The sequence below is a fragment of the Pseudomonas sp. Root329 genome, from assembly GCF_001424925.1.
Classification (GTDB): domain Bacteria; phylum Pseudomonadota; class Gammaproteobacteria; order Pseudomonadales; family Pseudomonadaceae; genus Aquipseudomonas; species Aquipseudomonas arabinosi.
In genome coordinates this window covers 95,120-120,805 of record NZ_LMCV01000010.1, presented here as the reverse complement: position 1 = coordinate 120,805, position 25,686 = coordinate 95,120, and the positions used below count along the sequence as shown (strand labels likewise).

General features: G+C 57.7%; 27 protein-coding genes, 1 tRNA gene and 3 pseudogenes. 10 read left to right on the top strand and 21 right to left on the bottom strand.

Annotation, left to right across the window (positions count from 1 at the left end):
- The 7 genes and pseudogenes from ASC74_RS30970 to ASC74_RS11045 all read left to right on the top strand — a co-directional run.
- Positions 1-1,209: pseudogene (locus tag ASC74_RS30970) on the top strand (glycine dehydrogenase (aminomethyl-transferring)); the annotation flags it as partial.
- Between the two features lie 12 nt (positions 1,210-1,221).
- Positions 1,222-1,271, top strand: a pseudogene (locus tag ASC74_RS32640) (hypothetical protein); the annotation flags it as partial.
- A 1-nt stretch (position 1,272) separates the two neighbouring features.
- Positions 1,273-2,229, top strand: a pseudogene (locus ASC74_RS30965) (glycine dehydrogenase (aminomethyl-transferring)); the annotation flags it as partial.
- A 207-nt stretch (positions 2,230-2,436) separates the two neighbouring features.
- Complete coding sequence (locus ASC74_RS11060; RefSeq protein WP_056741407.1) at positions 2,437-3,813, top strand: L-serine ammonia-lyase; 1,377 nt, start codon at positions 2,437-2,439, stop codon at positions 3,811-3,813.
- Between the two features lie 38 nt (positions 3,814-3,851).
- Entirely contained in the window at positions 3,852-4,976 is a 1,125-nt protein-coding gene (gene gcvT, locus ASC74_RS11055) for a glycine cleavage system aminomethyltransferase GcvT (RefSeq protein WP_056741406.1), read from the top strand.
- A 403-nt stretch (positions 4,977-5,379) separates the two neighbouring features.
- Complete coding sequence (locus ASC74_RS11050; protein ID WP_003227496.1) at positions 5,380-5,592, top strand: cold-shock protein; 213 nt, start codon at positions 5,380-5,382, stop codon at positions 5,590-5,592.
- Positions 5,593-5,688: 96 nt separating this feature from the next.
- On the top strand, positions 5,689-6,177 hold the full coding sequence (locus ASC74_RS11045; RefSeq protein WP_056741405.1) for an RDD family protein: 489 nt from the start codon (positions 5,689-5,691) through the stop codon (positions 6,175-6,177).
- A 63-nt stretch (positions 6,178-6,240) separates the two neighbouring features.
- On the opposite strand, the gene nadA is transcribed toward ASC74_RS11045, so the two are convergent.
- The 18 genes from nadA to ASC74_RS10955 form a co-directional block, all read right to left on the bottom strand.
- Positions 6,241-7,299: a quinolinate synthase NadA gene (gene nadA / locus ASC74_RS11040; RefSeq protein WP_046049655.1), complete on the bottom strand. Its 1,059-nt coding sequence runs from the start codon at positions 7,297-7,299 to the stop codon at positions 6,241-6,243.
- 271 nt (positions 7,300-7,570) lie between these two features.
- Positions 7,571-7,646 (bottom strand) — tRNA-Lys (locus ASC74_RS11035).
- A gap of 63 nt (positions 7,647-7,709) precedes the next feature.
- On the bottom strand, positions 7,710-8,402 hold the full coding sequence (gene queC, locus ASC74_RS11030; protein ID WP_046049656.1) for a 7-cyano-7-deazaguanine synthase QueC: 693 nt from the start codon (positions 8,400-8,402) through the stop codon (positions 7,710-7,712).
- Between the two features lies 1 nt (position 8,403).
- Positions 8,404-9,051, bottom strand: coding sequence for a 7-carboxy-7-deazaguanine synthase QueE (gene queE / locus ASC74_RS11025; protein WP_046049720.1), 648 nt, complete (start codon positions 9,049-9,051; stop codon positions 8,404-8,406).
- 166 nt (positions 9,052-9,217) lie between these two features.
- Positions 9,218-10,057 carry a tol-pal system protein YbgF gene (gene ybgF / locus ASC74_RS11020; protein ID WP_056741404.1) on the bottom strand — a complete coding sequence of 280 codons (840 nt, stop codon included), beginning with the start codon at positions 10,055-10,057 and terminating at the stop codon, positions 9,218-9,220.
- Positions 10,058-10,063: 6 nt separating this feature from the next.
- Positions 10,064-10,561, bottom strand: coding sequence for a peptidoglycan-associated lipoprotein Pal (gene pal, locus ASC74_RS11015; protein WP_003178634.1), 498 nt, complete (start codon positions 10,559-10,561; stop codon positions 10,064-10,066).
- Positions 10,562-10,613: 52 nt separating this feature from the next.
- On the bottom strand, positions 10,614-11,894 hold the full coding sequence (gene tolB / locus ASC74_RS11010) for a Tol-Pal system beta propeller repeat protein TolB (protein WP_177338849.1): 1,281 nt from the start codon (positions 11,892-11,894) through the stop codon (positions 10,614-10,616).
- Between the two features lie 17 nt (positions 11,895-11,911).
- Complete coding sequence (gene tolA, locus ASC74_RS11005) at positions 11,912-12,991, bottom strand: cell envelope integrity protein TolA (RefSeq protein ID WP_046049658.1); 1,080 nt, start codon at positions 12,989-12,991, stop codon at positions 11,912-11,914.
- On the bottom strand, positions 12,991-13,443 hold the full coding sequence (gene tolR, locus ASC74_RS11000; RefSeq protein WP_161807482.1) for a protein TolR: 453 nt from the start codon (positions 13,441-13,443) through the stop codon (positions 12,991-12,993). The genes tolA and tolR overlap by 1 nt, the downstream gene beginning before the upstream one ends.
- A 23-nt stretch (positions 13,444-13,466) precedes the next feature.
- Complete coding sequence (tolQ, locus tag ASC74_RS10995) at positions 13,467-14,162, bottom strand: protein TolQ (RefSeq protein ID WP_046049659.1); 696 nt, start codon at positions 14,160-14,162, stop codon at positions 13,467-13,469.
- Complete coding sequence (ybgC, locus tag ASC74_RS10990; protein WP_008147372.1) at positions 14,152-14,619, bottom strand: tol-pal system-associated acyl-CoA thioesterase; 468 nt, start codon at positions 14,617-14,619, stop codon at positions 14,152-14,154. The genes tolQ and ybgC overlap by 11 nt, the downstream gene beginning before the upstream one ends.
- A gap of 127 nt (positions 14,620-14,746) precedes the next feature.
- On the bottom strand, positions 14,747-15,808 hold the full coding sequence (gene ruvB / locus ASC74_RS10985) for a Holliday junction branch migration DNA helicase RuvB (protein ID WP_056741402.1): 1,062 nt from the start codon (positions 15,806-15,808) through the stop codon (positions 14,747-14,749).
- Entirely contained in the window at positions 15,809-16,423 is a 615-nt protein-coding gene (ruvA, locus tag ASC74_RS10980) for a Holliday junction branch migration protein RuvA (protein WP_046049661.1), read from the bottom strand. It lies immediately after the preceding gene.
- A gap of 115 nt (positions 16,424-16,538) precedes the next feature.
- Positions 16,539-17,063 carry a crossover junction endodeoxyribonuclease RuvC gene (gene ruvC / locus ASC74_RS10975; protein ID WP_008147379.1) on the bottom strand — a complete coding sequence of 175 codons (525 nt, stop codon included), beginning with the start codon at positions 17,061-17,063 and terminating at the stop codon, positions 16,539-16,541.
- Between the two features lie 162 nt (positions 17,064-17,225).
- Positions 17,226-17,972 carry a YebC/PmpR family DNA-binding transcriptional regulator gene (locus tag ASC74_RS10970; protein ID WP_056741401.1) on the bottom strand — a complete coding sequence of 249 codons (747 nt, stop codon included), beginning with the start codon at positions 17,970-17,972 and terminating at the stop codon, positions 17,226-17,228.
- 123 nt (positions 17,973-18,095) lie between these two features.
- Positions 18,096-19,871 (bottom strand): aspartate--tRNA ligase, encoded by a 1,776-nt coding sequence (gene aspS / locus ASC74_RS10965; RefSeq protein WP_056741400.1) that lies wholly within the window; start codon positions 19,869-19,871, stop codon positions 18,096-18,098.
- A gap of 122 nt (positions 19,872-19,993) precedes the next feature.
- Entirely contained in the window at positions 19,994-20,215 is a 222-nt protein-coding gene (locus tag ASC74_RS10960; RefSeq protein WP_010457489.1) for an FmdB family zinc ribbon protein, read from the bottom strand.
- Positions 20,216-20,352: 137 nt separating this feature from the next.
- Positions 20,353-20,691, bottom strand: a complete 339-nt coding sequence (locus tag ASC74_RS10955; protein ID WP_056741399.1) for a ribbon-helix-helix domain-containing protein — start codon at positions 20,689-20,691, stop codon at positions 20,353-20,355.
- Positions 20,692-21,111: 420 nt separating this feature from the next.
- Here ASC74_RS10955 and ASC74_RS32460 point away from each other — a divergent pair, with 420 nt between their 5' ends.
- Positions 21,112-21,714, top strand: coding sequence for a cold-shock protein (locus ASC74_RS32460; protein ID WP_056741398.1), 603 nt, complete (start codon positions 21,112-21,114; stop codon positions 21,712-21,714).
- Between the two features lie 71 nt (positions 21,715-21,785).
- Here ASC74_RS32460 and ASC74_RS10945 read toward each other — a convergent pair whose 3' ends face one another.
- Both ASC74_RS10945 and ASC74_RS10940 read right to left on the bottom strand, forming a co-directional pair.
- On the bottom strand, positions 21,786-21,992 hold the full coding sequence (locus ASC74_RS10945; RefSeq protein WP_056741397.1) for a SlyX family protein: 207 nt from the start codon (positions 21,990-21,992) through the stop codon (positions 21,786-21,788).
- A 3-nt stretch (positions 21,993-21,995) separates the two neighbouring features.
- Positions 21,996-22,421: an HIT domain-containing protein gene (locus ASC74_RS10940; protein WP_056741412.1), complete on the bottom strand. Its 426-nt coding sequence runs from the start codon at positions 22,419-22,421 to the stop codon at positions 21,996-21,998.
- 399 nt (positions 22,422-22,820) lie between these two features.
- On the opposite strand from ASC74_RS10940, the gene ASC74_RS31765 reads away from it, so the two are divergent.
- Both ASC74_RS31765 and ASC74_RS10930 read left to right on the top strand, forming a co-directional pair.
- Positions 22,821-23,153, top strand: coding sequence for a hypothetical protein (locus tag ASC74_RS31765; RefSeq protein ID WP_056741396.1), 333 nt, complete (start codon positions 22,821-22,823; stop codon positions 23,151-23,153).
- A gap of 183 nt (positions 23,154-23,336) precedes the next feature.
- Positions 23,337-24,698, top strand: coding sequence for an OprD family porin (locus ASC74_RS10930; protein WP_056741395.1), 1,362 nt, complete (start codon positions 23,337-23,339; stop codon positions 24,696-24,698).
- Positions 24,699-24,761: 63 nt separating this feature from the next.
- Here the strand turns inward: ASC74_RS10930 and ASC74_RS10925 are convergent, their stop codons facing one another.
- Positions 24,762-25,604, bottom strand: a complete 843-nt coding sequence (locus tag ASC74_RS10925) for a mechanosensitive ion channel family protein (protein ID WP_056741394.1) — start codon at positions 25,602-25,604, stop codon at positions 24,762-24,764.
- Positions 25,605-25,686 lie beyond the last annotated feature (82 nt).

Sequence of the window (25,686 nt, the reverse complement as noted above, 5' to 3'; positions counted from 1 at the left end):
ATGCCGGGCCGTCTGGTCGGCGTCTCCGTGGACCGTTTCGGCAAGCCGGCCCTGCGCCTGGCGATGCAGACCCGCGAGCAACACATCCGCCGCGAGAAAGCCACCAGCAACATCTGCACCGCGCAGGTTTTGCTGGCCAACATCGCCAGCATGTACGCCGTGTACCACGGCCCGAAAGGCCTGACGCAGATCGCCAACCGCGTGCATCACCTGACCGCGATTCTGGCTAAAGGCTTGAAAACAATCGGTCTGAACGTCGAGCAAGCCAGCTTCTTCGACACCCTGACCCTGAACACCGGCGCCAACACCGCCAAGCTACACGATCAGGCGCGCGCCCAGCAGATCAACCTGCGCGTGGTCGATGCCGAACGTCTGGGCCTGTCCCTCGACGAAACCACCTCGCAAGCCGACGTGGAAACCCTGTGGGCCTTGCTGGCCGACGGCAAAACCCTGCCGGACTTCGCCGCCCTCGCCGCTTCAGTGGTCAGCACGATCCCGGCCGCCCTGCTGCGTCAATCGCCAATCCTCAGTCACCCGGTGTTCAACCGTTATCACTCGGAAACCGAGCTGATGCGCTACCTGCGCAAGCTGGCGGACAAGGACCTGGCGCTGGATCGCACCATGATCCCGCTGGGTTCCTGCACCATGAAACTCAACGCCGCCAGCGAAATGATCCCGGTGACCTGGGCCGAATTCGGTGCCCTGCACCCGTTCGCCCCGGCCGCGCAAAGCGCCGGTTATCAGCAGCTGACCGATGAACTGGAAGCGATGCTCTGCGCCGCCACCGGGCACCCGTTCGCCCCGGCCGCGCAAAGCGCCGGTTATCAGCAGCTGACCGATGAACTGGAAGCGATGCTCTGCGCCGCCACCGGGTACGACGCGATCTCCCTGCAACCGAACGCCGGTTCGCAAGGTGAATACGCCGGTCTGCTGGCGATTCGCGCCTATCACCAGAGCCGTGGCGAAGACCGTCGCGACATCTGCCTGATCCCGTCCTCGGCCCACGGCACCAACCCGGCCACCGCCAACATGGCCGGCATGCGCGTGGTCGTCACCGCCTGCGACGCCCGCGGCAACGTCGACATCGAAGACCTGCGCGCCAAGGCCATCGAGCACCGCGAACACCTCGCCGCGCTGATGATCACCTACCCGTCGACCCACGGCGTGTTCGAAGAAGGCATCCGCGAAATCTGCGGCATCATTCATGACCACGGCGGCCAGGTGTACACCACGTGGCTGCGGGCCATCGGGATCACTTCCACCGGCAGCGGNGCCAAGGCCATCGAGCACCGCGAACACCTCGCCGCGCTGATGATCACCTACCCGTCGACCCACGGCGTGTTCGAAGAAGGCATCCGCGAAATCTGCGGCATCATTCATGACCACGGCGGCCAGGTGTACATCGACGGCGCCAACATGAACGCGATGGTCGGCCTCTGCGCCCCAGGCAAGTTCGGCGGCGACGTGTCGCACCTGAACCTGCACAAAACCTTCTGCATCCCCCACGGCGGTGGCGGCCCAGGCGTCGGCCCGATTGGCGTCAAGTCGCACCTGACCCCGTTCCTGCCGGGTCACGCGCAGATGGAGCGCAAAGAAGGCGCGGTGTGCGCCGCACCGTTCGGCAGCGCGAGCATTTTGCCGATCACCTGGATGTACATTCGGATGATGGGTGGCGCGGGTCTGAAGCGTGCGTCGCAACTGGCGATCCTGAATGCCAACTACATTTCCCGTCGCCTCGAAGAGCATTACCCAGTGCTGTACACCGGCAGCAACGGCCTGGTGGCGCACGAATGCATCCTCGACCTGCGTCCGCTGAAAGACAGCAGCGGCATCAGCGTCGATGACGTTGCCAAGCGCCTGATCGACTTCGGTTTCCACGCCCCGACCATGTCGTTCCCGGTGGCCGGCACGCTGATGATCGAGCCGACCGAAAGCGAATCCAAAGAAGAACTGGACCGCTTCTGCGACGCCATGATCCGCATCCGCGAAGAAATCCGCGCAGTGGAAAACGGCACACTGGACAAGGACGACAACCCGCTGAAAAACGCCCCGCACACCGCGGCGGAAATCGTCGGCGAGTGGACGCATCCGTACAGCCGTGAGCAAGCGGTGTATCCGGTCGCGTCGCTGATCGAAGGCAAGTACTGGCCGCCGGTCGGTCGCGTCGACAACGTGTTTGGCGACCGCAACCTGATCTGCGCCTGCCCGTCGATCGAAAGCTACGCTTAAAACTGGGTGGGGGCGGGTTTGCCTGCCCCCACTTTCAAGAACACCGTATATCCCCTTGTGGGAGCGGGCTTGCTCGCGAAAGCAGTGGGTCAGGCAACATTGATGGCGACTGATCCACCGCTTTCGCGAGCAAGCCCGCTCCCACAGGGGATCTGCGCCTAGCACCAGATTCCGTGAATTCCTATAACAAGAAACCGGAGAACAACCATGTCTTTAAGCGTGTTCGACCTGTTCAAGATTGGCATCGGCCCCTCCAGTTCCCACACCGTCGGCCCGATGCGTGCTGCTGCACGTTTCGCTGAAGGTCTGCGCCGTGAAGGGCTGCTGGCCGTAACCACCTGCGTCAAAGTCGAGCTCTACGGATCACTCGGCGCCACCGGTAAAGGCCACGGCAGCGACAAGGCTGTGTTGCTGGGCCTGGAAGGCGAACACCCAGACACCGTGAACACCGAAACCGTCGCCGCCCGTCTGCAAGAGATTCGTGGCAATGGTCGCTTGAACCTGCTCGGCGAACACAGCATTGCGTTCAATGAGAAAGAACATTTGGCGATGATCCGCAAACCGTTGGCTTATCACCCTAACGGCATGATCTTTCGCGCCTTCGACGCTGCCGGCCTGCAAATCCGCAGCCGCGAGTACTACTCGGTCGGCGGTGGTTTTGTGGTCGATGAAGACGCCGCCGGCGCTGACCGTATCGTCGAAGACGCCACGCCACTGACCTTCCCGTTCAAAAGCGCCAAGGACCTGCTCGGTCACTGCGCCACCTATGGTCTGTCGATCAGCCAGGTGATGCTGACCAACGAAAGTGCCTGGCGCCCGGAAGCGGAAACTCGCGCCGGTCTGCTGAAAATCTGGCAAGTGATGCAGGACTGCGTCGCTGCCGGTTGCCGTAACGAAGGCATCCTGCCCGGTGGTTTGAAGGTCAAACGTCGGGCGGCAGCCCTGCATCGGCAACTGTGCAAGAACCCGGAATCGTCCCTGCGCGATCCGCTGTCGGTGCTGGACTGGGTCAACCTCTACGCCTTGGCGGTCAACGAAGAAAACGCCAACGGCGGGCGCGTGGTGACGGCGCCTACCAACGGTGCGGCAGGGATCGTCCCCGCTGTTTTGCATTACTACATGCGCTTCATCCCCGGCGCCAACGAAGACGGCGTCGTGCGTTTTCTGCTGACCGCGGCCGCGATCGGCATTCTCTATAAAGAAAACGCCTCGATCTCCGGCGCAGAAGTCGGCTGTCAGGGTGAGGTTGGCGTGGCTTGCTCCATGGCCGCCGGTGCCCTGTGCGAAGTCCTCGGCGGCACCGTGCAGCAAGTGGAAAACGCCGCCGAAATCGGCATGGAACACAACCTCGGGCTGACCTGCGACCCGATTGGCGGGCTGGTGCAAGTGCCTTGCATCGAGCGCAACGCCATGGGCTCGGTGAAAGCCATCAACGCGGTGCGCATGGCCTTGCGCGGCGACGGTCAGCACTTCGTCTCCCTCGACAAAGTCATCCGCACCATGCGCCAGACCGGCGCCGACATGAAAAGCAAATACAAGGAAACCGCCCGTGGCGGTTTGGCGGTCAACATTATCGAGTGCTGATGTTTACGCACATCTGCACACTTTTTCAGGAGCTGAATATGTCCACCGAACAACTGTCGAAAACCCCGCTGCACGCACTGCACATCGAACTCGGCGCCCGCATGGTGCCGTTTGCCGGCTACGACATGCCGGTGCAATACCCGCTGGGCGTGATGAAAGAACACCAGCACACCCGCGATCAGGCCGGGCTGTTCGATGTCTCGCACATGGGCCAGATCCGTCTGACCGGCGCCAATGCCGCCAAGGCGCTGGAAAGCCTGGTGCCGGTGGACATCATCGACCTGCCGGTGGGCATGCAGCGCTACGCGATGTTCACCAACGAGACCGGCGGCATCCTCGACGACCTGATGGTCGCCAACCTGGGTAACGACGAACTGTTCCTGGTGGTCAACGCCGCCTGCAAGGACCAGGACCTGGCGCATCTGCGCAAGCACATCGGCGACCAGTGCACCATCGAGCCGCTGTTCGAAGAACGCGCCCTGTTGGCGCTGCAAGGTCCGGCTGCCGTCACCGTACTCGCGCGCCTGGCGCCTGAAGTCGCGAAGATGACCTTCATGCAGTTCGCCCGCGTGAAACTGCTGGGTGTGGACTGCTTTGTCAGCCGTTCGGGCTACACCGGTGAAGACGGTTACGAAATTTCCGTGCCGGCCGCCAACACCGAAGCCCTGGCTCGCGCCCTGCTGGCCGAACCTGAAGTGGCGGCCATCGGCCTTGGCGCTCGCGACTCCCTACGCCTGGAAGCCGGCCTGTGCCTCTACGGCCACGACATGAACACCGAGACCACCCCGATCGAAGCGAGCCTGCTGTGGGCTATCTCCAAACCTCGTCGCGCTGATGGCGCACGTGCCGGCGGCTTCCCTGGCGCTGAAACCGTGTTTGGACAGCAACAAGCCGGTGTCAGCCGCAAGCGCGTTGGCCTGTTGCCTCAGGAACGCACGCCAGTGCGCGAAGGCGCAGAGATCGTCAATGAAGCAGGCGACATCATTGGTGCGGTTTGCAGCGGTGGCTTCGGTCCGACCCTGGGCGGCCCTTTGGCGATGGGTTACGTCGACAGTGCTTTCATCGCTCTCGATACACCAGTATGGGCGATTGTTCGTGGGAAAAAGGTGCCTTTGCTTGTAAGCAAAATGCCATTTGTTCCACAACGCTACTACCGCGGCTGATTGACTGTTTCTATAAGTAACGCGGTTGCGTTAACAGCGCACTAATGTGTAACGCAACCGCCATAAAACAGTGCATCACTTTACCTGTAAGTTTCGTTTATGAACGTTGCTTATAACGATCGAAAACAATTGAACACCACGATTGCATAAGCCCGCACTAGTTGCGGCATAAACGCCCCGGCGCGGGCAAATCCGGGCCCTCCACAGGGCTTGTTTTTTCTCCCGTAGTTGGCGTAGAGTTTGTTCACTGTGTTTGCATGGGTCGCTTGGAATCGTGACCTGGGCAGTAGCCTACAAGTTAGCTACATCCCGTTCGACGTCTTCTTACTCTCCTGCAACCAGCCCCAGTACTCTTTCACAAGAAGGAGGCTGTCATTAATTTTTTGCGTCAAAGGAATAAGAAATGTCCACACGTCAGAGCGGTACCGTCAAGTGGTTTAACGACGAGAAAGGTTTTGGTTTTATCACTCCAGAAAGCGGTCCGGATCTGTTCGTGCATTTCCGCGCTATTCAGGGCAACGGCTTCAAGAGCCTGAAAGAAGGCCAGAAAGTGACTTTCGTTGCTGTGCAAGGCCAGAAAGGCATGCAGGCTGACGAAGTACAAGCAGAAGCCTAACCTTCTGTAACGAAAAAGCCCCTGATGCTGACATCAGGGGCTTTTTTGTGCGCGTAAATCCGTAAAATGGCTTCTTTTTTCCGCCCAGAGGCTGCCATGTCGAAACACCTGCTCAAACCCCAGGGCGACTTTCCCGTCGCCACCCTGGGTCGTCGCCTGGCAGCGATGTTCTACGACTTCCTGTTGTGTACCGCCCTGCTGATCGTCACCAGCGGCATTTACAAGATGATCCAGATGGCGATCATCGGCGAAGACAAAATGCGCACCCTGACCGAAGCCGGCGCGCTGGACGGCGATCCATTGCTGTCGACGGTGCTGCTGTTTGTGCTGTTCGGTTTCTTCGCCAAATTCTGGACCTGGTCCGGTCAGACCCTGGGCATGCAGGTCTGGTGCATACGCGTGCAAAACGCCGATGGCTCATCCATCAGCCTGTGGCAGGCGTTGCTGCGCTTTGTGGTGTCGATCGCGTCCTTGCTGTGCGTCGGGCTGGGTTTCTTCTGGTCGCTGTTCGACAAACAGAAACGCAGCTGGCACGACATCTACTCCAATACCCAGCTCGTGCGGATTCCAAAGAAAACCAAGTAATTCAGCAGATGCAAAAACGCCCCGATCAAATCGGGGCGTTTTTTTTGGCTCACTGTCGGCGAATCAGGCGTTACCGGCCAATTTCATCCGCGCTGCCTGTGTGAAGTCGAGCATGCGCTTGAGCGGCCGAATCGCTTGCGGAATCAGCGCGGGATCAACAAAGATCTCGTTAGCCCCCTCCTTCAAGCTCTTGAGCGTGCGCTCAAGGGTATTCATCGCCATCCACGGGCAATGTGCGCAACTGCGGCATGCTGCGCCGTTACCGGCCGTTGGCGCTTCGATGAAGACCTTGTCCGGGCACAGCTGCTGCATCTTGTAGAAGATGCCGCGATCAGTGGCGACGATAAAGGTCTTGTTTGGCAGGCTCTGCGCTGCCGCAATCAATTGACTGGTGGAGCCGACGGCATCCGCCAACTCGATCACTGAAGTCGGCGACTCCGGATGCACCAGAATCGCTGCGTCCGGGTACAGCGCCTTCATGTCTTCGAGCTGCTTTGACTTGAACTCTTCGTGAACGATGCAGGCACCGTCCCACAGCAGCATGTCCGCGCCGGTCTGGCGCTGGATGTAGGTGCCCAGGTGTTTGTCCGGGCCCCAGATGATGGTTTCGCCGTTATCCATCAGGCTTTCAACGATCTCCAGCGCGCAGCTTGAAGTCACCACCCAATCCGCCCGGGCTTTGACCGCCGCCGACGTGTTGGCATACACCACCACGGTACGTTCCGGGTGCTGATCACAGAACGCCGAGAACTCGTCCACCGGGCAACCCAGGTCCAGCGAGCAGGTCGCTTCCAGGGTTGGCATCAGGATGCGTTTTTCAGGGTTGAGGATTTTGGCGGTCTCGCCCATGAACTTCACACCGGCGACCACCACGGTCTTGGCCGGGTGAGCACTGCCGAAGCGAGCCATCTCCAGCGAGTCGGAGACGCAACCACCGGTTTCTTCGGCCAGGGCCTGAATGACTGGATCGCAATAGAAGTGAGCAACCAGCACCGCATCCTGAGCCTTGAGCTCGGCAGCGATGGCGGCACGGTAATAGGCCTCTTCCTCGGCAGTCAGCGGCTTGGGCTGCTTGGCGTCGAGGTGGGCTTGAACCAGAAGGCGTTCGGAAATCTGCGTCATGTTCGCAAGACCTGCAGGCGCGTTCGCGCGAAAGTCGAGTATACACCCGGCTCCGGACCCTTCAGGGTACCGCCGGGAGAGTGAGTATCATCAGCCACGGACAACGTTGAAGCTGCGCAAGGCTACAGAATATCCCGTTGATGCAAAAGATGATTCTGACCTGCGTCACGGGTCGCAGCCCGGAACTGGGCGAGCTCAAATCGCGGGCAAAAAAAAATCCGGAAATCCTCACTTGCGTGGGCCTTCCAGACTTTTAAAACTGCTACAAAAATGGTGGGTCGTGTGGGATTCGAACCTACGACCAATTGGTTAAAAGCCAACTGCTCTACCAACTGAGCTAACGACCCGCTGTGTGGTGGCGCGTATAATACTGATTTTTAAGGACTATTCAACACCTAATTTGAAATAAATCAAAAATAAGGTGTTGGGTCGCTGATTCCGGCCGCCGCGAAGCCTTCTGCACGCAGTCGGCAGCTGTCGCATTTACCGCATGCACGGCCGTTATCGTCGGCCTGATAGCAGGAAACAGTCAGCCCGTAATCAACACCCAGCTTCACGCCTGCCTGGACGATCTGTGCCTTGCTCAGGTTCTGCAGTGGAGCCTGAATGCGGAAACCATTCCCCTCTACACCAGCCTTGGTCGCCAGATTGGCCATGCGCTCGAAGGACTCGATGAACTCGGGACGGCAGTCCGGGTAACCGGAGTAATCCACGGCGTTGACACCGATGAAGATGTCGCGGGCACCGAGCACTTCAGCCCAGCCCAACGCCAGCGACAGAAATACCGTGTTGCGCGCCGGCACGTAAGTGACTGGAATGCCCTCCCCCAGCTCTTCCGGAATGTCGATGCTGCTGTCAGTCAGTGCCGAGCCGCCCATACCGTTCAGGTTGAGACCGATCACCTTGTGCTCGACCACACCCAGGTCACGGGCAACACGTGCAGCGGCGTGCAACTCTGCTTGAGACCGCTGACCATAATCGAAGCTCATGGTGTAGCAGCTGTAGCCTTCAGCACGAGCCATCGCCACGACGGTCGCCGAGTCAAGGCCGCCGGACAGCAGAATGACCGCACGTTTTTCGGTAGTGTTCAGTTGTTCAGTCATTTCAGCGCCCCGGCTCGTCATTCCAAAGATATTTATGCAACTGCAATTGCAGACGCACTGGCAGGTTGTCCGCCACCACCCAGTCAGCCAGGTCCCGAGCATTCAGGTCATGGTGACTGGGCGAGAACAGGACTTCGCCGGCGCGCTGATCCAGACCGTACTGGATCAGCTTGGACACGGCCCAGTCATAGTCTTCCCGCGAGCAGATGACAAACTTCACCTGATCGTTGCGCGTGAGCAGTTCGATGTTCTCGTAGCGGTTGCGGTGAGCTTCTTTCGAACCCGGGGTTTTCAGGTCGACGACGCGACTGACCCGTGGATCGACCGCAGAGATATCCAGGGCACCGCTGGTTTCCAGCGAGACCTCGTAACCGGCGTCACACAACTGCTTGAGCAATGGGATAGCGTTGGGTTGTGCCAGCGGCTCACCGCCGGTGACACAGACGTAACGCGGACGAAAACCGGCCACTTGCTCGAGGATGTCATCGAGCGGGCGAATGGTGCCGCCTGTGAATGCGTAGGCGCTGTCGCAGTATTGGCAACGCAATGGGCAACCGGTCAGGCGCACAAAAACAGTGGGCAGCCCGGCAGTCCGCGTTTCACCCTGCAACGAGTAGAAAACTTCGGTAATTCTCAATGTGTCTTGCATAGTCGCCACGGGCATAACAGCTAAACAGGCTGTCCGCCTCCGTCAGGCACTTCAAGGAACCCCGCCAACGCGCAGATTCCAAAAAGCGTGTTTCATAAAAAGGGCGTGAATTCTAACGAAAAAACCCGCGACAAGCGCGGGTTTCTTCAAAACAGGTCAAGCAGCCTTACATCTTTTGCAGATCACGCTGGGCCAGCTGAGCGGCGGAAGTGCCCGGATATTGGGACACAACCTGCTGCAGAATGCCTTTGACCTTGTCGGGATGACCAAGGCGACGCTCTACATCAGCCAGCTTGTACAGCGAATCAGGCACTTTAGGGTGCTTGGGGTACAGCTGCGAAACCTTGGCAAACGCCTGACCTGCACCTTGCAGATCGCCTTTGGCCAAATTCACTTCGCCCAACCAGTACTGAGCATTGCCCGCGTACTGGCTGTTCGGGTACTTGCGCAGGAATGCGGCAAACGCCTGGCTGGCCTTGTCGAAATCCTTGGCCTTGATCAGGTCGAAGGCTGCATCGTAATACAGTTTTTCCTTCGCCGGATCAGCCGGTTCGCTACCCGCGGCAGGTGCCTGAGCGGCTGCCGCTCCTGCGGCTGCCCCCGCTGCTGCACCGGGGGCATTCAAATTGCCACCGGTGGAAGAATTATCAGGAGTCGCGGCTGGTGCAACGCCGGTTCCTATGCGCCGATCAAGATCCTGATATCGCTCCAGGTTCTCTTGCTTCATGCGCGCTACATCATTTTGCAGAACTTCGATGATGCCTTGTTGGCGCGAGATCTGCTCCTGCATTGATTGCAGTTGGTTGAACAGCTCGCCCTGTGCCGAGACAGGGGCCGAAACCCCTCCCCCGGCATAGGCGCCGTTCGTACCGTAACCTGCAGGCGGATTACTAGTCCCGCTATTGGTATAGCCGGAGTCGTTATCGACCACAGGAACCGCAGCCCACACCGCAAGCGGTGCGAGGCTGAGAGCCAAAACAGTTACAGCACGACGGCACGTTCGCATGACGAATTACTTACGCAGTTCGACGCGACGGTTTTGAGCCCAGGACTGCTCGTCGTTGCCGGTAGCAACTGGACGCTCTTCGCCGTAGGAAACCAGTTCCAGCTGAGCTGGGGAAACACCTTGCAGTACCAGGTAACGCTGAACGGCTTTCGCACGACGCTCGCCCAGTGCCATGTTGTACTCACGAGTACCACGTTCGTCGGTGTTGCCTTCCAGAACAACGCGAGCGCCGTTTGCTTTCAGGTCCTTGGCGTGAACGTCCAGAGCGCGCATGGCTTCTGGCTTCAGGTCCGAACTGTCGTATTCGAAGTAGAAAGTGGTGATTGCGCGCAGAGCAGCTTCTTCGCTCAGGGAGCCGTCAACTGCACCAGTGTTTGCGCCGTAACCAGCGTTTGGATCTACAGCGCCTTCACCGGCATTGTCGCCGCCTTTGGACGAGCAACCTACAGCTACAGCCATGGCCAGAGCCAGCGCAGCAAATTTACCAAACTTCAGCATTTCCATCGTAAAACTCCTAATGAACCCCAATGTGTTAAGTACAACGTATAGCGCCGCGTCAGTTCAGGTAAGGGGACCAGGAAGGTTCTCTGACTTCGCCTTGTGCGGTAGGAAGCGGGAGCCTTACGCGTCCATTAATGGACACGAGCATCAAGACTCCCCGGCCCTGCTGGCGGGTGGCGTAGATTACCATGGTGCCGTTGGGCGCAACAGTAGGCGACTCGTCCAGAGTGCTATCAGTGAGGATTTTTACGCTTCCGCGCTGCAAATCCTGGGCCGCCACCTTGAAATTAGTGAAACCTTCCTGACGATGGATCATCACCAGGGTCTTTTCATCAGCCGAAAGCTTAGGGTTAGCGTTGTAGTTACCGATAAAGGTCACACGTTCCGCACCACCACCGCCTGCGCTGGTTTTGTAGATCTGCGGCTTGCCGCCACGGTCCGAGGTGAAGTAGATGGTCGAACCATCCTTACCCCAGAACGGTTCGGTGTTGATGCCAGGACCGTTGGTGACGCGAGTGATCTGACGCGAACCCAGGTTCATCACGTAGATGTCCGGGTTGCCGTCTTTCGACAGTACGAATGCCAGACGATTGCCATCAGGCGACCACGCTGGCGCGCCATTCAGGCCTTCGAAGTTGGTGATCTGCTCACGGCGACCGGTGTCGATGTTCTGCATGAAGATACGCGGACGCTTCTGCTCGAACGACACATAAGCGATGCGCTTGCCGTCCGGTGCGAAACGCGGCGACAGGATCGGCTCGCGCGATTGCAGCAGGGTCACGGCACGGGCACCGTCATAGTCCGAACGTTGCAGCGTGTAGCGAGTGTTCTTCTCGGAGAAACGCTCGGCCGTCACGTACAGCAGACGAGTCGAGAACGCACCTTTGATACCGGTGAGTTTTTCGAACGACTGGTCCGCAATGTAGTGCGACATGTCGCGCAGTTGTTCGACGCTACCCGACACACTGCCGGTCAGCACTTGCTGCTCGGTGGCGACGTTGAACAGTGCGTATTGAACCTGCAGGCGACCGCCCGCAGGAGCAATGCTGCCGACCATGACGTACTGGGCGCCCAGCGCCTTGAAGTCACGGAAGATGATTTCGCTGGCCTGGCTTGGCTGGCTGATCATGTTCTGTTTTGGAATCGGCGAGTAGTAACCCGAGTTGCGCAGGTCGTTACCGATGATTTCGGCCATGTCGTCCGGCAGCACGCTGCCGCCCTGGTTGCCAAACGGAACGACTGCGATCGGGGTGGCCCGATCACTGCCGCTGGTGACCAGAATGTTTTTTTCATCGGCTGCCGCTATCCCTGCCATGCAGCAGATAACGACAAGCATTCCTCGAAGAAGGTTTCTCACAAGGCTAGATCCTCAGGTGTGAATGTCATCTTGAATGAACGATACGGAGCGAAATCGCTCGGCTTCATTCCCTGCATTTCTGTCAAACGTCCAATATTCTTCACCGCTGCTACAGCCGAAGCGTCGAACGGACCATCGCCACTGGACTTGGCCACGCTGACCGAAGTCACCGTACCGTCCGGCAACATGCCGATTTGCAACACGACTGTCATGCCTTTACGGGCCGAAGGTGGACGAGCCCAGCCTTCCGCTGCACGAGCACGGATCAGATCATCGAAACTACCGGCGACTTCGTCACCCTGCTCATCCGCCAAGGCCTGCTGACGCTGCGGCGTGTCGGAAAGCAAATCTGCCAGGGCCTGAGCCTTTTTGTCTTCGGCGGATTTACGCGACGCTTCCTGCGATTTTTTCTTCGCAGCATCGGCAGCAGCTTTCTTCTTCGCGTCTTCCGCGACTTTCTTCTTCGCGTCTTCAGCTTCAGATTTCTTCTTGGCGTCTTCCGCGGCTTTCTTCTTCGCGTCTTCGACGATCTTTTTCTTCGCTTCTTCAGCGGCCGCTTTCTTGGCCTCTTCTTCAGCTGCTTTCTTGGCTTCTTCTTCAGACTTCTTCTTGGCTATATCAGCCAATTGTTTCTCTTCGGCCTTTTTGGCTTCGGCGGTCTTCTTCGCTTCATCGGCTTTCTTGGCTTCATCAGCCTTTTTAGCCTCTTCCGCTTTCTTCGTCTCGTCAGCCTTTTTGGATTCTTCGGCTTTTTGAGCCGCATCTTCCTTCTTTTGTTCCGCGGCTTTGATCGCTTCCTGCTCGATCTTCTTCTGTTCCATCTGTTCGACTTCGGTCTGGCGCGCAGCAGATTTCTGCGCCTCACCCGCAATCTTCTGATTGGTCTGAGTGGTCGCCCGACTTTTCGATTTCAGTTGGTACAGGGTTGCCTGGACAATAGGCTTGGCCGGCGGTAATTCCGGCGTGAAGGCGAAACTGACAAACAGCATGCCGAAAACCAGCACGTGCAAGACAAGCGCCCAGACACTAGGCCAGAAGTAGCTTTCCGAGGCGGACGGCTCTCGCATTTGCTGCATCAGGGTGCCTCGGTAATCAAGCCAACATTACCGACCCCGGCTTTCTGCAACCCGCCCATGGCGCCCATGACGGAACCGTAGTCGACGGTCTTGTCGCCGCGGATGAATACCTGGGTACGCTTGCCACCTTCAGTGCCGGCGCGAATGATCTTGGTCACGGCGTCAGTCATCTGCGGCAAGGTCATGGCCTTGTCCTGTTGCTTTTCAGTGTCGACTTCGCTGCCAAGGTTCCAGTAGTAGGTCTTGTCAGCCTTGATCGAAATGGTCAGGACCTGGGTGTTGTTGTCCTGCGGCAAGGCTTCGCTGGAAACCTTGGGCAGATCAACTTTCACGCCCTGATTGAGCATCGGAGCGGTCACCATGAAGATGACCAGCAGCACCAACATCACGTCGATGTAAGGCACCACGTTCATCTCGGCAACCGGCTTGCGCTTTTTGCGAGCTCGAGCGATTAAAGCCATTGGAAATTACCTGCTTATTCTTCGCTGGTGTGCACTTTGCGGTGCAGGATCGCCTGGAATTCATCGGCGAAGGTGTAGTAACGGCTCAGCAGGGTTTCACTGCGAGCAGCAAAACGGTTGTAAGCGATAACGGCCGGGATGGCGGCGAACAAGCCGATCGCGGTTGCAATCAGTGCCTCGGCGATACCTGGAGCCACAGTGGCCAGGGTCGCTTGCTGGGCAGTGGCCAGGCCACGGAAGGAGTTCATGATCCCCCAGACGGTACCGAACAGACCGATGTACGGGCTGACGGAACCTACGGTCGCGAGGAACGGCAGGCTCTGCTCGAGCTTTTCTTCTTCGCGGGAAATGGCGACGCGCATGGCACGGGCCACGCCTTCCATGACCGCTTCCGGGTCAACGCCTGGCTGCTGGCGCAGACGGGAGAATTCCTTGAAACCGGCACGGAAGATCTGCTCTACGCCCGAATCCGGATCAGGGTTGCTGCCGGCCTGACGGTAGAGTTTGGACAGGTCGATACCCGACCAGAAGCGCTCTTCAAAGCTCTCCAGGGCACGTCGACCGGCGCGCAGCAGGTTGCTGCGCTGAAAGATCATGATCCATGAGGTCACCGATGCGGCTACCAGGATCAGCATTACCAGTTGCACCACGATACTGGCATTGCTGACCAGGCTCCACATGGAGGAATGGTCGACGACGTTAGCTTCCACGCTTTATCTCCTGCTTTGAGTGTGTACCCGCGCCGCTCACGTCGGCAAAGGCCGCACGTAGAGCTTCGGGAATGGCCCGGGGTTTCAAACTGTTAGTGCGCACACAGGCCACCAAAAACTGCCCTTCGCAGAGCAGCGCATTATCCGTGGCTCGCCTGACCTGCTGTTTAAAGCGCAGGCTGACACGGTTCAATTCGATTACTTCAGCGCTTACCAGCAGCTCGTCGTCCAGTCGCGCCGGCGCGTGGTAACGCGCTTCGCTGGAATGCACGACGAACAACAGGTCCTCACCTGCCAGCTGGGATTGGGCAAAGCCCAGCTCCCGGAGCCGCTCGGTTCGAGCCCGTTCCATAAACTTGAGGTAATTAACGTAATACACGATGCCGCCCGCATCGGTGTCCTCGTAATAAACGCGACAACGAAGTGCGAAAGGCTCAAGCCCGTTTTGCGCGCGCATACTCTAGTGCTTACTCCTCAGGTTGCCAATCCGGCCAGGCAACTGTTTTTCATTGATTCACGGCTTTCTGGCGAAAGTACGGTCCTGAGACCGCACAAACCCCGAATAAATCAGCGCGCAAAGGTTATTAATCGTCCACGGCATCGAGGAACTCGTCTACCACGGGCATCTCGCCCAATCGTGACGGGATGTTTAAACCGAAGTGCAAGTACGCATGCCGGGTCACCACTCGCCCCCGCGGCGTACGCATGATGTAGCCCTGTTGGATCAGGTACGGCTCCAGCACGTCTTCAATGGTGTGGCGCTCTTCACTGATGGCTGCGGCGAGGCTATCGACCCCGACCGGTCCACCGTCGAACTTCTCGATCATGGTCAACAACAGACGTCGATCCTGGTGATCGAAGCCACGCTCGTCGACATCCAGCAGGTTCAAGGCCAGGTCGGCGATCGGTTTGGTGATGTGGCCCTTGGCGCGAACTTCGGCGAAATCCCGAACCCGGCGCAGCAAGCGGTTGGCGATCCGCGGCGTACCACGGGCACGGCGGGCGATTTCGAAGGCGCCTTCAGGGTCCAGCGGCAAGCCGAGGATGGTAGCCGAACGACTGACAATCGTTGCCAAGTCAGCGGTGTTGTAGAACTCAAGGCGCTGGACGATCCCGAAACGGTCGCGCAGCGGATTGGTCAGCATTCCCGCCCGCGTCGTCGCACCGACCAGGGTGAACGGTGGCAGATCAAGCTTGATCGAGCGCGCGGCCGGCCCTTCGCCGATCATGATGTCGAGCTGGAAATCTTCCATGGCCGGGTACAGCACTTCTTCGACGATCGGCGAGAGCCGATGGATTTCGTCGATGAACAGCACGTCGTGTGGCTCAAGATTGGTCAGCAGCGCAGCCAGATCACCCGGGCGTTCAAGCACTGGGCCCGAGGTGCTCTTGATCGAAACGCCCATTTCCTGGGCGATGATGTTGGCCAGCGTGGTTTTACCCAGACCCGGCGGGCCGAAAATCAGCGTGTGGTCCAGGGATTCATTGCGCCCACGGGCAGCCTGGATGAACAACTCCATTTGCTCGCGAACGGTCGGCTGGCCAATGTACTCGGCCAGACTGACAGGACGTATCGCCCGGTCCTGGACTTCTTCGCGGTCACGAGGGCCAGGCGTGGCCGTAATCAGACGATCAGCTTCAATCACTTAGATCATTCCCTTCAGGGCACGACGAATCATGTCTTCACTGCTCAAACCTTTCTCCTTGATCGCAGAAATCGCCTTGCTGGCTTCCTGCGGCTTGTAGCCCAGGGAGATCAGCGCGCTGACCGCGTCATTTTCGGCGGTGGCGACCGGCGTCGTATCTGGCCCACCCGGCTGGTTTGGTACCAAAGCGAACATCGCCGGCACCGTTTCCCAGGCCTTGAAGCGGTCCTTGAGCTCCACCAGCAAACGCTCGGCAGTCTTCTTGCCCACGCCCGGCACCTTGGTCAGCGCCGAAGTGTCCTGGGACTGAACGCAGCGGACCAGTTCATCGACTTCCAGGCTCGACATCAGGGCCAGGGCCAGTTTCGGCCCTACACCATTGAGACGGATCAACTCGCGAAAAAAGTCTCGCTCACGCTTGCCGAAGAAGCCATAGAGTAACTGCGCGTCTTCGCGTACGACCAAATGGGTGTGCAAGGTCAGCGGTTCACCGACCGACGGCAAGCGATAAAGCGTGGTCATGGGCACTTCCAGCTCATACCCCAGACCGTTTACATCCAGAATCAGGTGCGGCGGCTGTTTCTCAGCCAGTGTGCCGCGCAAGCGTCCAATCACGTTTCAGATCCTTGAGCGTTGGCCAGATCAGTGCTGGCGACTGACAGAACAAGGGTTTTGCGCCGACGACACAGGCGCAAAACCCTCGCTCCATAAAAAATGATTGCTGATGCTATCAGAGACGCAGGCGCCCGCCACGACTGCGTGCCGTACCCAGGCCATGGGGCAACAGGCTGGAACGGGTGTGAGCATGGCAAATGGCAATGGCCAGGGCGTCCGAGGCATCGATTTGCGGCTTGCTGGTCAGTTTCAGCATGTGCATGACCATCATTTGCACCTGTTCTTTATTCGCCGCGCCGGTCCCGGTCACCGCCTGCTTGACCTGGGTCGCGGTGTACTCAGCGATTTCCAGGCTTTCTTCCGCCCCGGCAACGATGGCTGCGCCGCGGGCCTGGCCAAGTTTCAGCGCAGAGTCGGCGTTGCGCGCCATGAAGACTTTTTCGATGCCCATGGTCACCGGGCCGTAGGTCTGGATGACTTCGCGTACACCGCGATAGACGATTTGCAGGCGTTCATGCAGCTCGCCGGAACCTGTGCGAATGCAGCCCGACGCCACGTACACGCAACCACGCCCGGTATCACGCACCACGCCATAACCGGTAATGCGCGAACCGGGGTCGATACCAAGAATTAAAGTCATAACGCCTGCAAAGCTAGTGCGAGTATTCGAGGGTAACTGTAGGAGCTGCCGAAGGCTGCGATCTTTTCAAATAAACGCTGAAAATCAAAAGATCGCAGGCTTCGCCAGCTCCTACCTGTACAGCGTAGGGCTTTGTGAAGGCTGCGATCTTTAATAAATGCATCAACCGAGCTGCGCAGCGACCGACTCAGGGATATCCGCGTTGGAATAAACGTTCTGCACGTCATCCAGGTCTTCAAGCATGTCGATCAGCTTGAGAACCTTCTCGGCGCCTTCCAGATCCAGTTCGGCACTGGTGGTCGGCAACATCACGATTTCCGCGTCATCACCTTTGAAACCGGCCGCTTCCAGCGCGTTACGCACCGAGTAGAAACCGGCGAACGAGGTGAATACGTCGATGGAGCCGTCTTCGTGGGTCACCACGTCATCGGCATCGGCCTCCATTGCCGCTTCCATCAGCGCATCTTCATCGACGCCCGGCGCGAAGGAAATCTGCCCCTTGCGCTCGAACAGATAGGCCACCGAACCGTCCGTACCGAGGTTGCCGCCGCACTTGCTGAACGCGTGGCGAACAGCGGCTGCGGTGCGATTGCGGTTGTCGGTCATGCACTCGACCATCACCGCCACGCCGCCCGGGCCGTAGCCTTCGTAGCTCAGTTCGACCATGTCGTCGGTGTCGGCAGCACCGGCGCCGCGGGCGACCGCGCGATCAATGATGTCGCGGCTCATGTTCGCGCCGAGGGCCTTGTCCAGCGCCAGACGCAAACGCGGGTTGGAACCCGGATCACCACCGCCCTGACGGGCAGCAACGGTCAGTTCACGAATCCACTTGGTGAAAATCTTGCCCTTCTTGGCATCCTGACGTTCTTTGCGGTGCTTGATGTTCGCCCACTTGGAATGACCCGCCATATCTCGCTCCGAATTCTCTTTGAAACATTGCCCGCCGCGCCATGAGGCGCCAGCCAGCAAACAAAAATCTCGACCATTCTATAAAGAAAGGGCGCATCCGAAGATGCGCCCTTCTGGTCAGCCTTACTCAGCTTTAGGCGTTTCGCGCAGACGAATGTGCAGTTCGCGCAATGCCTTGGCATCTACAGCACCCGGAGCCTGAGTCATGACGTCAGCCGCGCTCTGGGTTTTCGGGAAAGCGATCACTTCACGGATCGACTGGGCGCCGGTCATCAGCATCACCAGACGGTCCAGACCGAAGGCCAAACCACCGTGTGGCGGCGCGCCGTACTTCAGGGCGTCGAGCAAGAAGCCGAATTTCTCTTCCTGTTCCGCTTCATTGATACCCAACAGGCGGAACACCGTCTGCTGCATTTCCTTGCGGTGGATACGGATCGAACCGCCACCCAGCTCGGTGCCGTTCAGGACCATGTCGTAGGCACGGGACAGAGCGGTCGCCGGGTTGGCTTCCAGTTCTTCCGGGGTGCACTTCGGCGCGGTGAACGGGTGGTGTAAGGCAGTGAAGCTACCGTCGTCGTTCTCTTCGAACATCGGGAAGTCGACGACCCACATCGGCGCCCACTTGCAGGTCAACAGTTCCAGGTCGTTACCGACCTTGATCCGCAGCGCGCCCAAGGCTTCGCTGACGATCTTGGCTTTGTCGGCACCGAAGAACACGATGTCGCCGTCAACCGCGCCAACGCGATCGAGGATCACATTGAGGTTGGCTTCAGGGATGTTCTTGACGATTGGCGACTGCAAGCCTTCAACGCCTTTGGCGCGCTCGTTGACCTTGATGTACGCCAGGCCCTTGGCACCGTAGATGCCGACGAACTTGGTGTAGTCGTCGATCTGCTTGCGCGGCATGCTCGCAGCACCTGGAACGCGCAGGGCGGCAATACGGCATTTCGGGTCGTTGGCCGGGCCGCTGAACACCTTGAAATCGACGTCTTTCAGTTGGTCGGCAACGTCAACCAGTTCCAGCGGGTTACGCAGGTCCGGCTTGTCGGAACCGTAACGACGCATGGCCTCTTCGAAGGTCATGTGCGGGAAGTCGCCGAATTCCAGATCCAGCACTTCCTTGAACAGGTTGCGGATCATTTGTTCGGTGATGCCCATGATCTCTTTTTCATCGAGGAAGCTGGTCTCGATGTCGATCTGGGTGAATTCAGGCTGACGGTCGGCACGCAGGTCTTCGTCGCGGAAGCACTTGGCGATCTGGTAGTAGCGGTCGAAGCCGGCAACCATCAGCAGTTGCTTGAACAACTGTGGCGATTGCGGCAAGGCGAAGAAGGAACCGGCGTGGGTACGGCTCGGCACCAGGTAGTCGCGGGCGCCTTCCGGGGTGGCACGGGTCAGGATCGGCGTCTCGACATCGAGGAAGCCGTTCTCGTCCAGGAAGCGACGGATGCTGGTGGTCATGCGCGAACGCAGACGCAGCTTCTCGAGCATTTCCGGGCGACGCAGGTCGAGGAAGCGATAACGCAGGCGGGTTTCTTCGCCGACGTCGGAGAACTCGTTGAGCGGGAACGGCGGGGTTTCCGATTCGTTCAGCACTTCAAGCTCGTAGCCCAGCACTTCGATCATGCCCGACGCCATGTTGGCGTTGGTGGCACCGGCCGGACGCAGGCGAACCTTGCCGGTGATCTTGACCACGTATTCGCTGCGCACGCGATCGGCGGCGGCGAAAGATTCAGCGCGGTCCGGGTCGAACACCACCTGGGCCAGACCGTCACGATCACGGATATCGAGGAAAATCACCCCACCGTGGTCACGGCGACGGTGAACCCATCCGCAAAGGGTAATTTCCTGGCCTTCCAGGCTTTCGTTCAGTTGGCCGCAATAATGGCTGCGCATCATGGTAGTGGTTTCGCTTCTCGTAATTCGAAATTCGGTTGGAGACCTTGCTCATATCCTGCCCTTGTGAAAGGCGCCAGATGAGGCAAGAGCTCGCACGTGTCGTTCAACTCAGGTTCAAGACCCTAGTCAGCTTTGTCGCCGCCGGCCAGATTCTTCTTGGAACCGGTCTTGAAATCGGTTTCGTACCAGCCGGTGCCGCTAAGGCGGAAGCCCGGCATGGACAGCATCTTCTTAAGCTCTGGCGCCTGGCAGGCAGGGCAGTCGACCAGCGGTGCTGCGCTGATCTTTTGAATGGCTTCCAACTGATGACCACAGGAAGCACATTGATAGTCGTACATCGGCATGGGGGTTGTCTCGGCGATCAGATTGCTACCGCACACGCTGGGTTTTGCGGCAAAGAGCGGGATTATATCCATTAAATGCAGCCTGTGCAGCCGTAAGACTGCACAGACCGACACTCTACCCATTCCACCCCTTGTGGCTAAGGCATGGCGACGCAGCCGCCTTCCTTCAGACTGTGCACGACGCACACAACCCGCACCAGCCCGGTGAAGTTCTTGACCCCGCCGTGACGCAAATGCACCTCGCGGTCCACATGGGACAACAGCGCACTGACCGTACAGCAGTTGTCCTTGGCCATGTCGCCCAAAATATCCCAATAGACCTGCTCAAGCCGCAAGCAGGTGGCGAAGCCATTCAAACGCACCGACCGGGATAAAGGCTGGGCCAGGCCCATATCAAATTCGCTGACAAATGGATCGATCCTTATCTCCTTGACCGGGCCGACCCTCCCCTCGTTTCTCCTGTCTTCGTAATCCATATCGTTGACACTCCTTAGCCATCCTTGCCTTCTTTAAGAGCAATATCTGTTGCCCTATAAAAGCGCAGGCGCAAAGGTATATCCAGATGACTTTATGACCATCAACGTAGGATAAGCCAACAACTGAAGGGCGATCATGGAGACCGTCCTAGGCCGGCCATTTTCCTACACGCCTGAGCGCAATATCATTCAACAGAAAGACACTTACGCGACAAATCGACCCTCAGGGCACCGCTGGACTGGCTGATTTGAGTAGCCGCAGGCTTTGCTGTTAAATAGACAGTGTGTCGCTACCGCCTATTTTCCGGGGGCTGCGCATAGGCTGGTACCGGGTACGTGTCCAACGCCTCTTATTGTTCTGAAGCGAACCGTGCTCAATCAGCTCTTCCTTGTGATCCGTCTTAACGTGAGTTACTCAAAATGTTGAAAATTGTCCACCTGCTAATGGGCGCAGCAGCCTTGCTGTTGTCCTTCATCCCTAGCCTGCGATCCGAAGCCGTACCTTACCTGCAACAACCCGATGCGCTGTACCTGGCCTTTTTCGGCCTGCTCAACCTCACCCTCGCTCCTGTTATCCCTTACTGGAACAAAGGCCCGCGTCATCAACTGCAAAACCTGGTCAGCGCCCTGCTGGTTCTGGCCGTCGTCCTGCAAACCCTGACGCTGATCGCGCCAATGCCTGTCATTGCCGGTCAACCTGCTGTTCTGTTCAGCCTGGTCGCTGCCCTGATTGCCGTTTTTCTGCACCTGGCCATCAGCTTCTACAAATCTTCACCGGCCGCCGCCTCGCCAAGCTATGACATGAGCAACCGCGATACCGGTACCGTAAAGTGGTTCAACACCTCTAAAGGCTTCGGCTTTATTTCCCGTGATTCCGGTGATGATATTTTCGTGCATTTCCGGGCCATTCGTGGCGAAGGTCATCGTGTTCTGGTCGAAGGCCAGCGTGTGGAGTTCTCTGTCATGAACCGTGACAAAGGCCTGCAAGCCGAAGATGTGATCGCCGCACTGCCGCGTCGCTGATCCAAGGCTAAAAAAAACCGCGAACAGCCTGGCTATTCGCGGTTTTTTATTGTCCGTCTGTTGGTCACAACTCAGTAGTGTGGCGGCGGCGCTTCTTCTTCGAACGTCTCGAACTGACCGGCCATTTCCTCTTGCCGCTTGAGCAAGGCGGCCATTTGCAGTTGCAGTCGCTCAACCGCACGCTGCTGCGTCGCCAGCACATCACTCAATGCCTGGATGGTGTCATCCTGAAACGCCAGCTGGCTCTCCAGATCGGTAACGCGATCTTCCAGGCTCATGATTCAACCCTCCAGAAACGTAAAATCATCGGTCAAAACCAGGCGCAACCGTTCGCGAATCAACGCGATCTGCTCCGAGTTATAAGCCTTGGCTGGGTGTCTACCCCAGACCGGCGCCGGCCAGGCGGCATCCTCACGCTTGCGCACAATCACATGCATGTGCAACTGACTGACAACGTTACCCAGGGCCGCGACATTCAACTTGTCCGCGTCAAACGAGTCCTTGAGCATTTCTGCCAGTGCGGTCGTTTCCTGCCACAGCTGCTGTTGATCGGCGACATCCAACTGAAATATCTCACTGATATCGTCGCGACGTGGCACCAGAATGAACCAGGGGTAGTTCGAATCATTGGACAGCAGCAACCGGCAGAGTGGGAAGTCCCCGATCGGTAATGTGTCTTGTTGAAGCCGTGGATCTAAAGCGAACACTGCGCGCACTCCCGCCTGGTCATCATTTTTCAGCTTAGCGTCCATCCCGAGAGACAGCGCACCAAGCGACAGGACGGCAGCATACCTGCGAACGCCGCCGGCTTCACGACGAACCATGGTCGAAGCTAACCTGAAAAACTACAAACGACTGGTCGCGCGCCCCGACATGAGTCATTTTCGATCAGGGCGCACCATTACAGAACCAATAACCACGCAAAAAACGCCGAACTGACTGAAAAACAACGAAGCGTTCGTGATTGGCAAACGGGTGCACTGTATGAATTCAGTACAGCGATAAAAATTTTTTGCACCAAAACCGCACAGTGCGTCTACGCTGAGTCGGTCAGGCATCCGCCATCTACTCACTGGTGGGGTGAACCGGTAACGTTTTTGGTTGTCATGCAGTCGGCCACGAGGGTACAACACGATGCAAACCATGGCGTCAAGCCCGAACAAAAGGTGCTTGAACACCCCGGTTTTATGAGGTTTTTACAGCGACAGGCGGGCATTCAGAAAAAAAACCAGCAGGATTCTGATTTGTGCACGCTTGTTGCATTCACACCCACATCGCCTCTAAAGCGTCCGCTGGAAGTGGACGCCTTAAGGCAAATAAAAACAGTGGCAGGGTTGCCCGATGGAGATTCAAACGTTTCACCAGGGACTCTTTTTACCGATGCCCAGGCCCTGGAAAACAACGCTAAAGTTGCCAGCCCGCTTGCATTGAGGCTATAAATTTGCGACATCTACCAAGCTGTTTGCGACAGGGTCGTAAAGAAGCTGAAAGGTTAGATACGCAAGTATCGCCAACATGGTCGGCGTGATATAAGTTTGCGCCGACACAAAAAGAAAGAGCCGCCCAGATAATAAATCAGGTGGGACGGCAGTACTCTTCTAAAACCAAAGGAGCAAATCACGATGCGCGTGATGAAGTGGAGCATGATCGCACTGGCAGTTGCAGCAGCAGCCAGTACTCAGTTGGCTACGGCCGCACCTTTTGTAAGTGACCAGGCTGAAGCCAAGGGTTTTGTTGAAGACTCCAAGTTGAACTTGAATCTTCGCAACTACTACTTCAACCGTGACAACAAAAACACCAACCACGACCAAAAAGACTGGACCCAGGGCTTTTGGGCCAACTACAGCTCCGGTTACACCCAGGGTCTTGTAGGTGTTGGCGTTGATGCATTCGGTTACCTGGCCATCAAACTGGATGGCGGCGATGGCACTTCCGGTACGGGTAACATGAGCCGTAGCGACACCGTTAAGGCCAACGGTTACGCCCACGACGTCAACGACAGCCAGGGTAAATCCGGCGCAGCCGTTAAATTCCGCATCTCCAAAACCGAGCTGAAAGTCGGTGACATGCAGCCAAGCACTGCTCCAGTGTTCGCTGTTGGCGGTTCCCGTGTCCTTCCTCAAACTGCCAGCGGTTTCCAACTGCAGAGCAGTGAAGTCAAAGACCTTGACCTCGAAGCCGGTCACTTCTACTCGTCGACCAGCCAGGACAAAAACGCTCGTGACGGCGGCCTGTGGGCAACCTACGCTGGCGTGGAAGCCAACTCCATCGACTATTTCGGTGGCAAGTACGGCATCACCGACAACCTGAGCGCATCGCTGTACGGCGCCAAGTTGGAAGACATCTGGAACCAGTACTACGCCAACCTGAACTACACCATTCCAATGGGTGGCGATGAGTCGGTTAACCTGGACGGTAACATCTACCGCACCACTGATACCGGCAACGCAAAAGCTGGCGAAATCAGCAACACCGCCTACTCTCTGGCAGCTGCTTTCTCGTTCCTGAAAGCACACACCATCACCCTCGCCTTCCAGAAGGTTAACGGTGACACTCCGTTCGACTACATCGGTGTAGGTGGTCACAATGGTTCCACCAACCGTGGTGGCGACTCGATTTTCCTCGCCAACTCCATCCAGTACTCCGACTTTAACGGCTCAGGCGAGAAATCGGCTCAAGTCCGTTATGACCTGAAAATGGCTGAGTACGGCGTTCCTGGTCTGAGCTTCATGACCCGTTACGTGAAAGGCTGGAACATCGACGGTACCAACACTCCAGCAGGCAGCCAATACGCTGGTCTGTATGGCGAAGATGGCCGGCACCACGAAACCAACTTGGAAGCCAAGTACGTCGTACAAACTGGCCCGGCAAAAGATCTGTCCTTCCGTATTCGTCAAGCATGGCACACCGCTAACGCTGACGAAAAAGAAGGCGATGTTAAAGAGTTCCGCCTGATCGTCGACTACCCGATTTCGGTTCTGTAATTGCCGAAAGCTAGTTCGCGGTAATAAAAAAAGGCCCATCTTCGGATGGGCCTTTTTTGTTGCTTACTGCACCGCCGATTCCTGAACCACTCGAATCACCCGCTGTGGAAACGGAATATCGATGCCAGCCGTTTTCAAACGATCACGGGATTGCTCATTGAACATGAACATCACATCCCAATAATCCGCTGTCTTGACCCACACCCGCAGAGAAACAGTAATCGAACTATCACCCAGCGTCGAAATCACCGCCTGCGGTGCCGGCTCAGTTAAAACACGCTCATCTTTAGCCAGTTCCAGCAAAACATGACGAGCTTTCTGCAGGTCCGCTTCGTAATCAACGCCCACATCAAACACGACTTTGCGGGTCGGTTGACGGTTGGTATTGGTGATGATGCCGTTCGACAAGTTGCCGTTAGGCACAATGATGGTTTTGTTATCGCCGGTACGCAGTACGGTGTGGAAGATCTGAATGCTGTCGACTGTGCCGGCAACACCTTGGGCTTCGATCCAGTCACCAATGCGGAACGGACGGAACAACAGAATCAGCACACCACCGGCGAAGTTCGCCAGACTGCCCTGCAAGGCCAAACCGATTGCCAGACCTGCCGCACCGATGGCCGCGACGAACGAAGTGGTTTCCACCCCGATCATTGATGCCACGCTGACGATCAGCAGAACCTTGAGAATAATGTTCGCCAGGCTGCTGATGAAGCCTTGCAGCGCGAGGTCGGCGTTACGCAGCGCCAGCAGGCCGCCGAGCTTTTGCGCCACCTTGTTGATCAGCCACCAGCCGATGGCCAGGGTGATCACCGCCAGCAGCACGCGGCTGCCGTATTCCATGATCATCGGAATCCAGGCTTGTGACGCCTTGACCAGGTTGTCCACTTCAGTATTCAAATCCATCTACATTCTCCTGATTTCCGGCCATCCGGCACGCGAAAATAAGCGGCAGAAAAAGACCCGCCGGAATAAACACAATCCCTGT

Bases quoted from the DNA above. Each gene is read 5' to 3' on its own strand.
- ASC74_RS10955 (WP_056741399.1), bottom strand. From the start codon at position 20,691: ATGGATTACGAAGACAGGAGAAACGAGGGGAGGGTCGGCCCGGTCAAG.
- ASC74_RS10925 (WP_056741394.1), bottom strand. From the start codon at position 25,604: ATGGATTTGAATACTGAAGTGGACAACCTGGTCAAGGCGTCACAAGCC.
- ASC74_RS31765 (WP_056741396.1), top strand. From the start codon at position 22,821: ATGCAGTCGGCCACGAGGGTACAACACGATGCAAACCATGGCGTCAAG.
- nadA (WP_046049655.1), bottom strand. From the start codon at position 7,299: ATGACGCAGATTTCCGAACGCCTTCTGGTTCAAGCCCACCTCGACGCC.
- queC (WP_046049656.1), bottom strand. From the start codon at position 8,402: ATGACTGAACAACTGAACACTACCGAAAAACGTGCGGTCATTCTGCTG.
- ybgC (WP_008147372.1), bottom strand. From the start codon at position 14,619: ATGCGCGCGCAAAACGGGCTTGAGCCTTTCGCACTTCGTTGTCGCGTT.
- ASC74_RS10960 (WP_010457489.1), bottom strand. From the start codon at position 20,215: ATGCCGATGTACGACTATCAATGTGCTTCCTGTGGTCATCAGTTGGAA.
- ASC74_RS11060 (WP_056741407.1), top strand. From the start codon at position 2,437: ATGTCTTTAAGCGTGTTCGACCTGTTCAAGATTGGCATCGGCCCCTCC.
- pal (WP_003178634.1), bottom strand. From the start codon at position 10,561: ATGGAAATGCTGAAGTTTGGTAAATTTGCTGCGCTGGCTCTGGCCATG.
- ASC74_RS10945 (WP_056741397.1), bottom strand. From the start codon at position 21,992: ATGAGCCTGGAAGATCGCGTTACCGATCTGGAGAGCCAGCTGGCGTTT.
- queE (WP_046049720.1), bottom strand. From the start codon at position 9,051: ATGCAAGACACATTGAGAATTACCGAAGTTTTCTACTCGTTGCAGGGT.
- aspS (WP_056741400.1), bottom strand. From the start codon at position 19,871: ATGATGCGCAGCCATTATTGCGGCCAACTGAACGAAAGCCTGGAAGGC.
- gcvT (WP_056741406.1), top strand. From the start codon at position 3,852: ATGTCCACCGAACAACTGTCGAAAACCCCGCTGCACGCACTGCACATC.
- ybgF (WP_056741404.1), bottom strand. From the start codon at position 10,057: ATGCGAACGTGCCGTCGTGCTGTAACTGTTTTGGCTCTCAGCCTCGCA.
- ASC74_RS32460 (WP_056741398.1), top strand. From the start codon at position 21,112: ATGTTGAAAATTGTCCACCTGCTAATGGGCGCAGCAGCCTTGCTGTTG.
- tolB (WP_177338849.1), bottom strand. From the start codon at position 11,894: ATGCTTGTCGTTATCTGCTGCATGGCAGGGATAGCGGCAGCCGATGAA.
- tolA (WP_046049658.1), bottom strand. From the start codon at position 12,991: ATGCAGCAAATGCGAGAGCCGTCCGCCTCGGAAAGCTACTTCTGGCCT.
- ASC74_RS11050 (WP_003227496.1), top strand. From the start codon at position 5,380: ATGTCCACACGTCAGAGCGGTACCGTCAAGTGGTTTAACGACGAGAAA.
- ASC74_RS10970 (WP_056741401.1), bottom strand. From the start codon at position 17,972: ATGGCGGGTCATTCCAAGTGGGCGAACATCAAGCACCGCAAAGAACGT.
- ASC74_RS11045 (WP_056741405.1), top strand. From the start codon at position 5,689: ATGTCGAAACACCTGCTCAAACCCCAGGGCGACTTTCCCGTCGCCACC.
- ruvC (WP_008147379.1), bottom strand. From the start codon at position 17,063: ATGACTTTAATTCTTGGTATCGACCCCGGTTCGCGCATTACCGGTTAT.
- ASC74_RS10930 (WP_056741395.1), top strand. From the start codon at position 23,337: ATGCGCGTGATGAAGTGGAGCATGATCGCACTGGCAGTTGCAGCAGCA.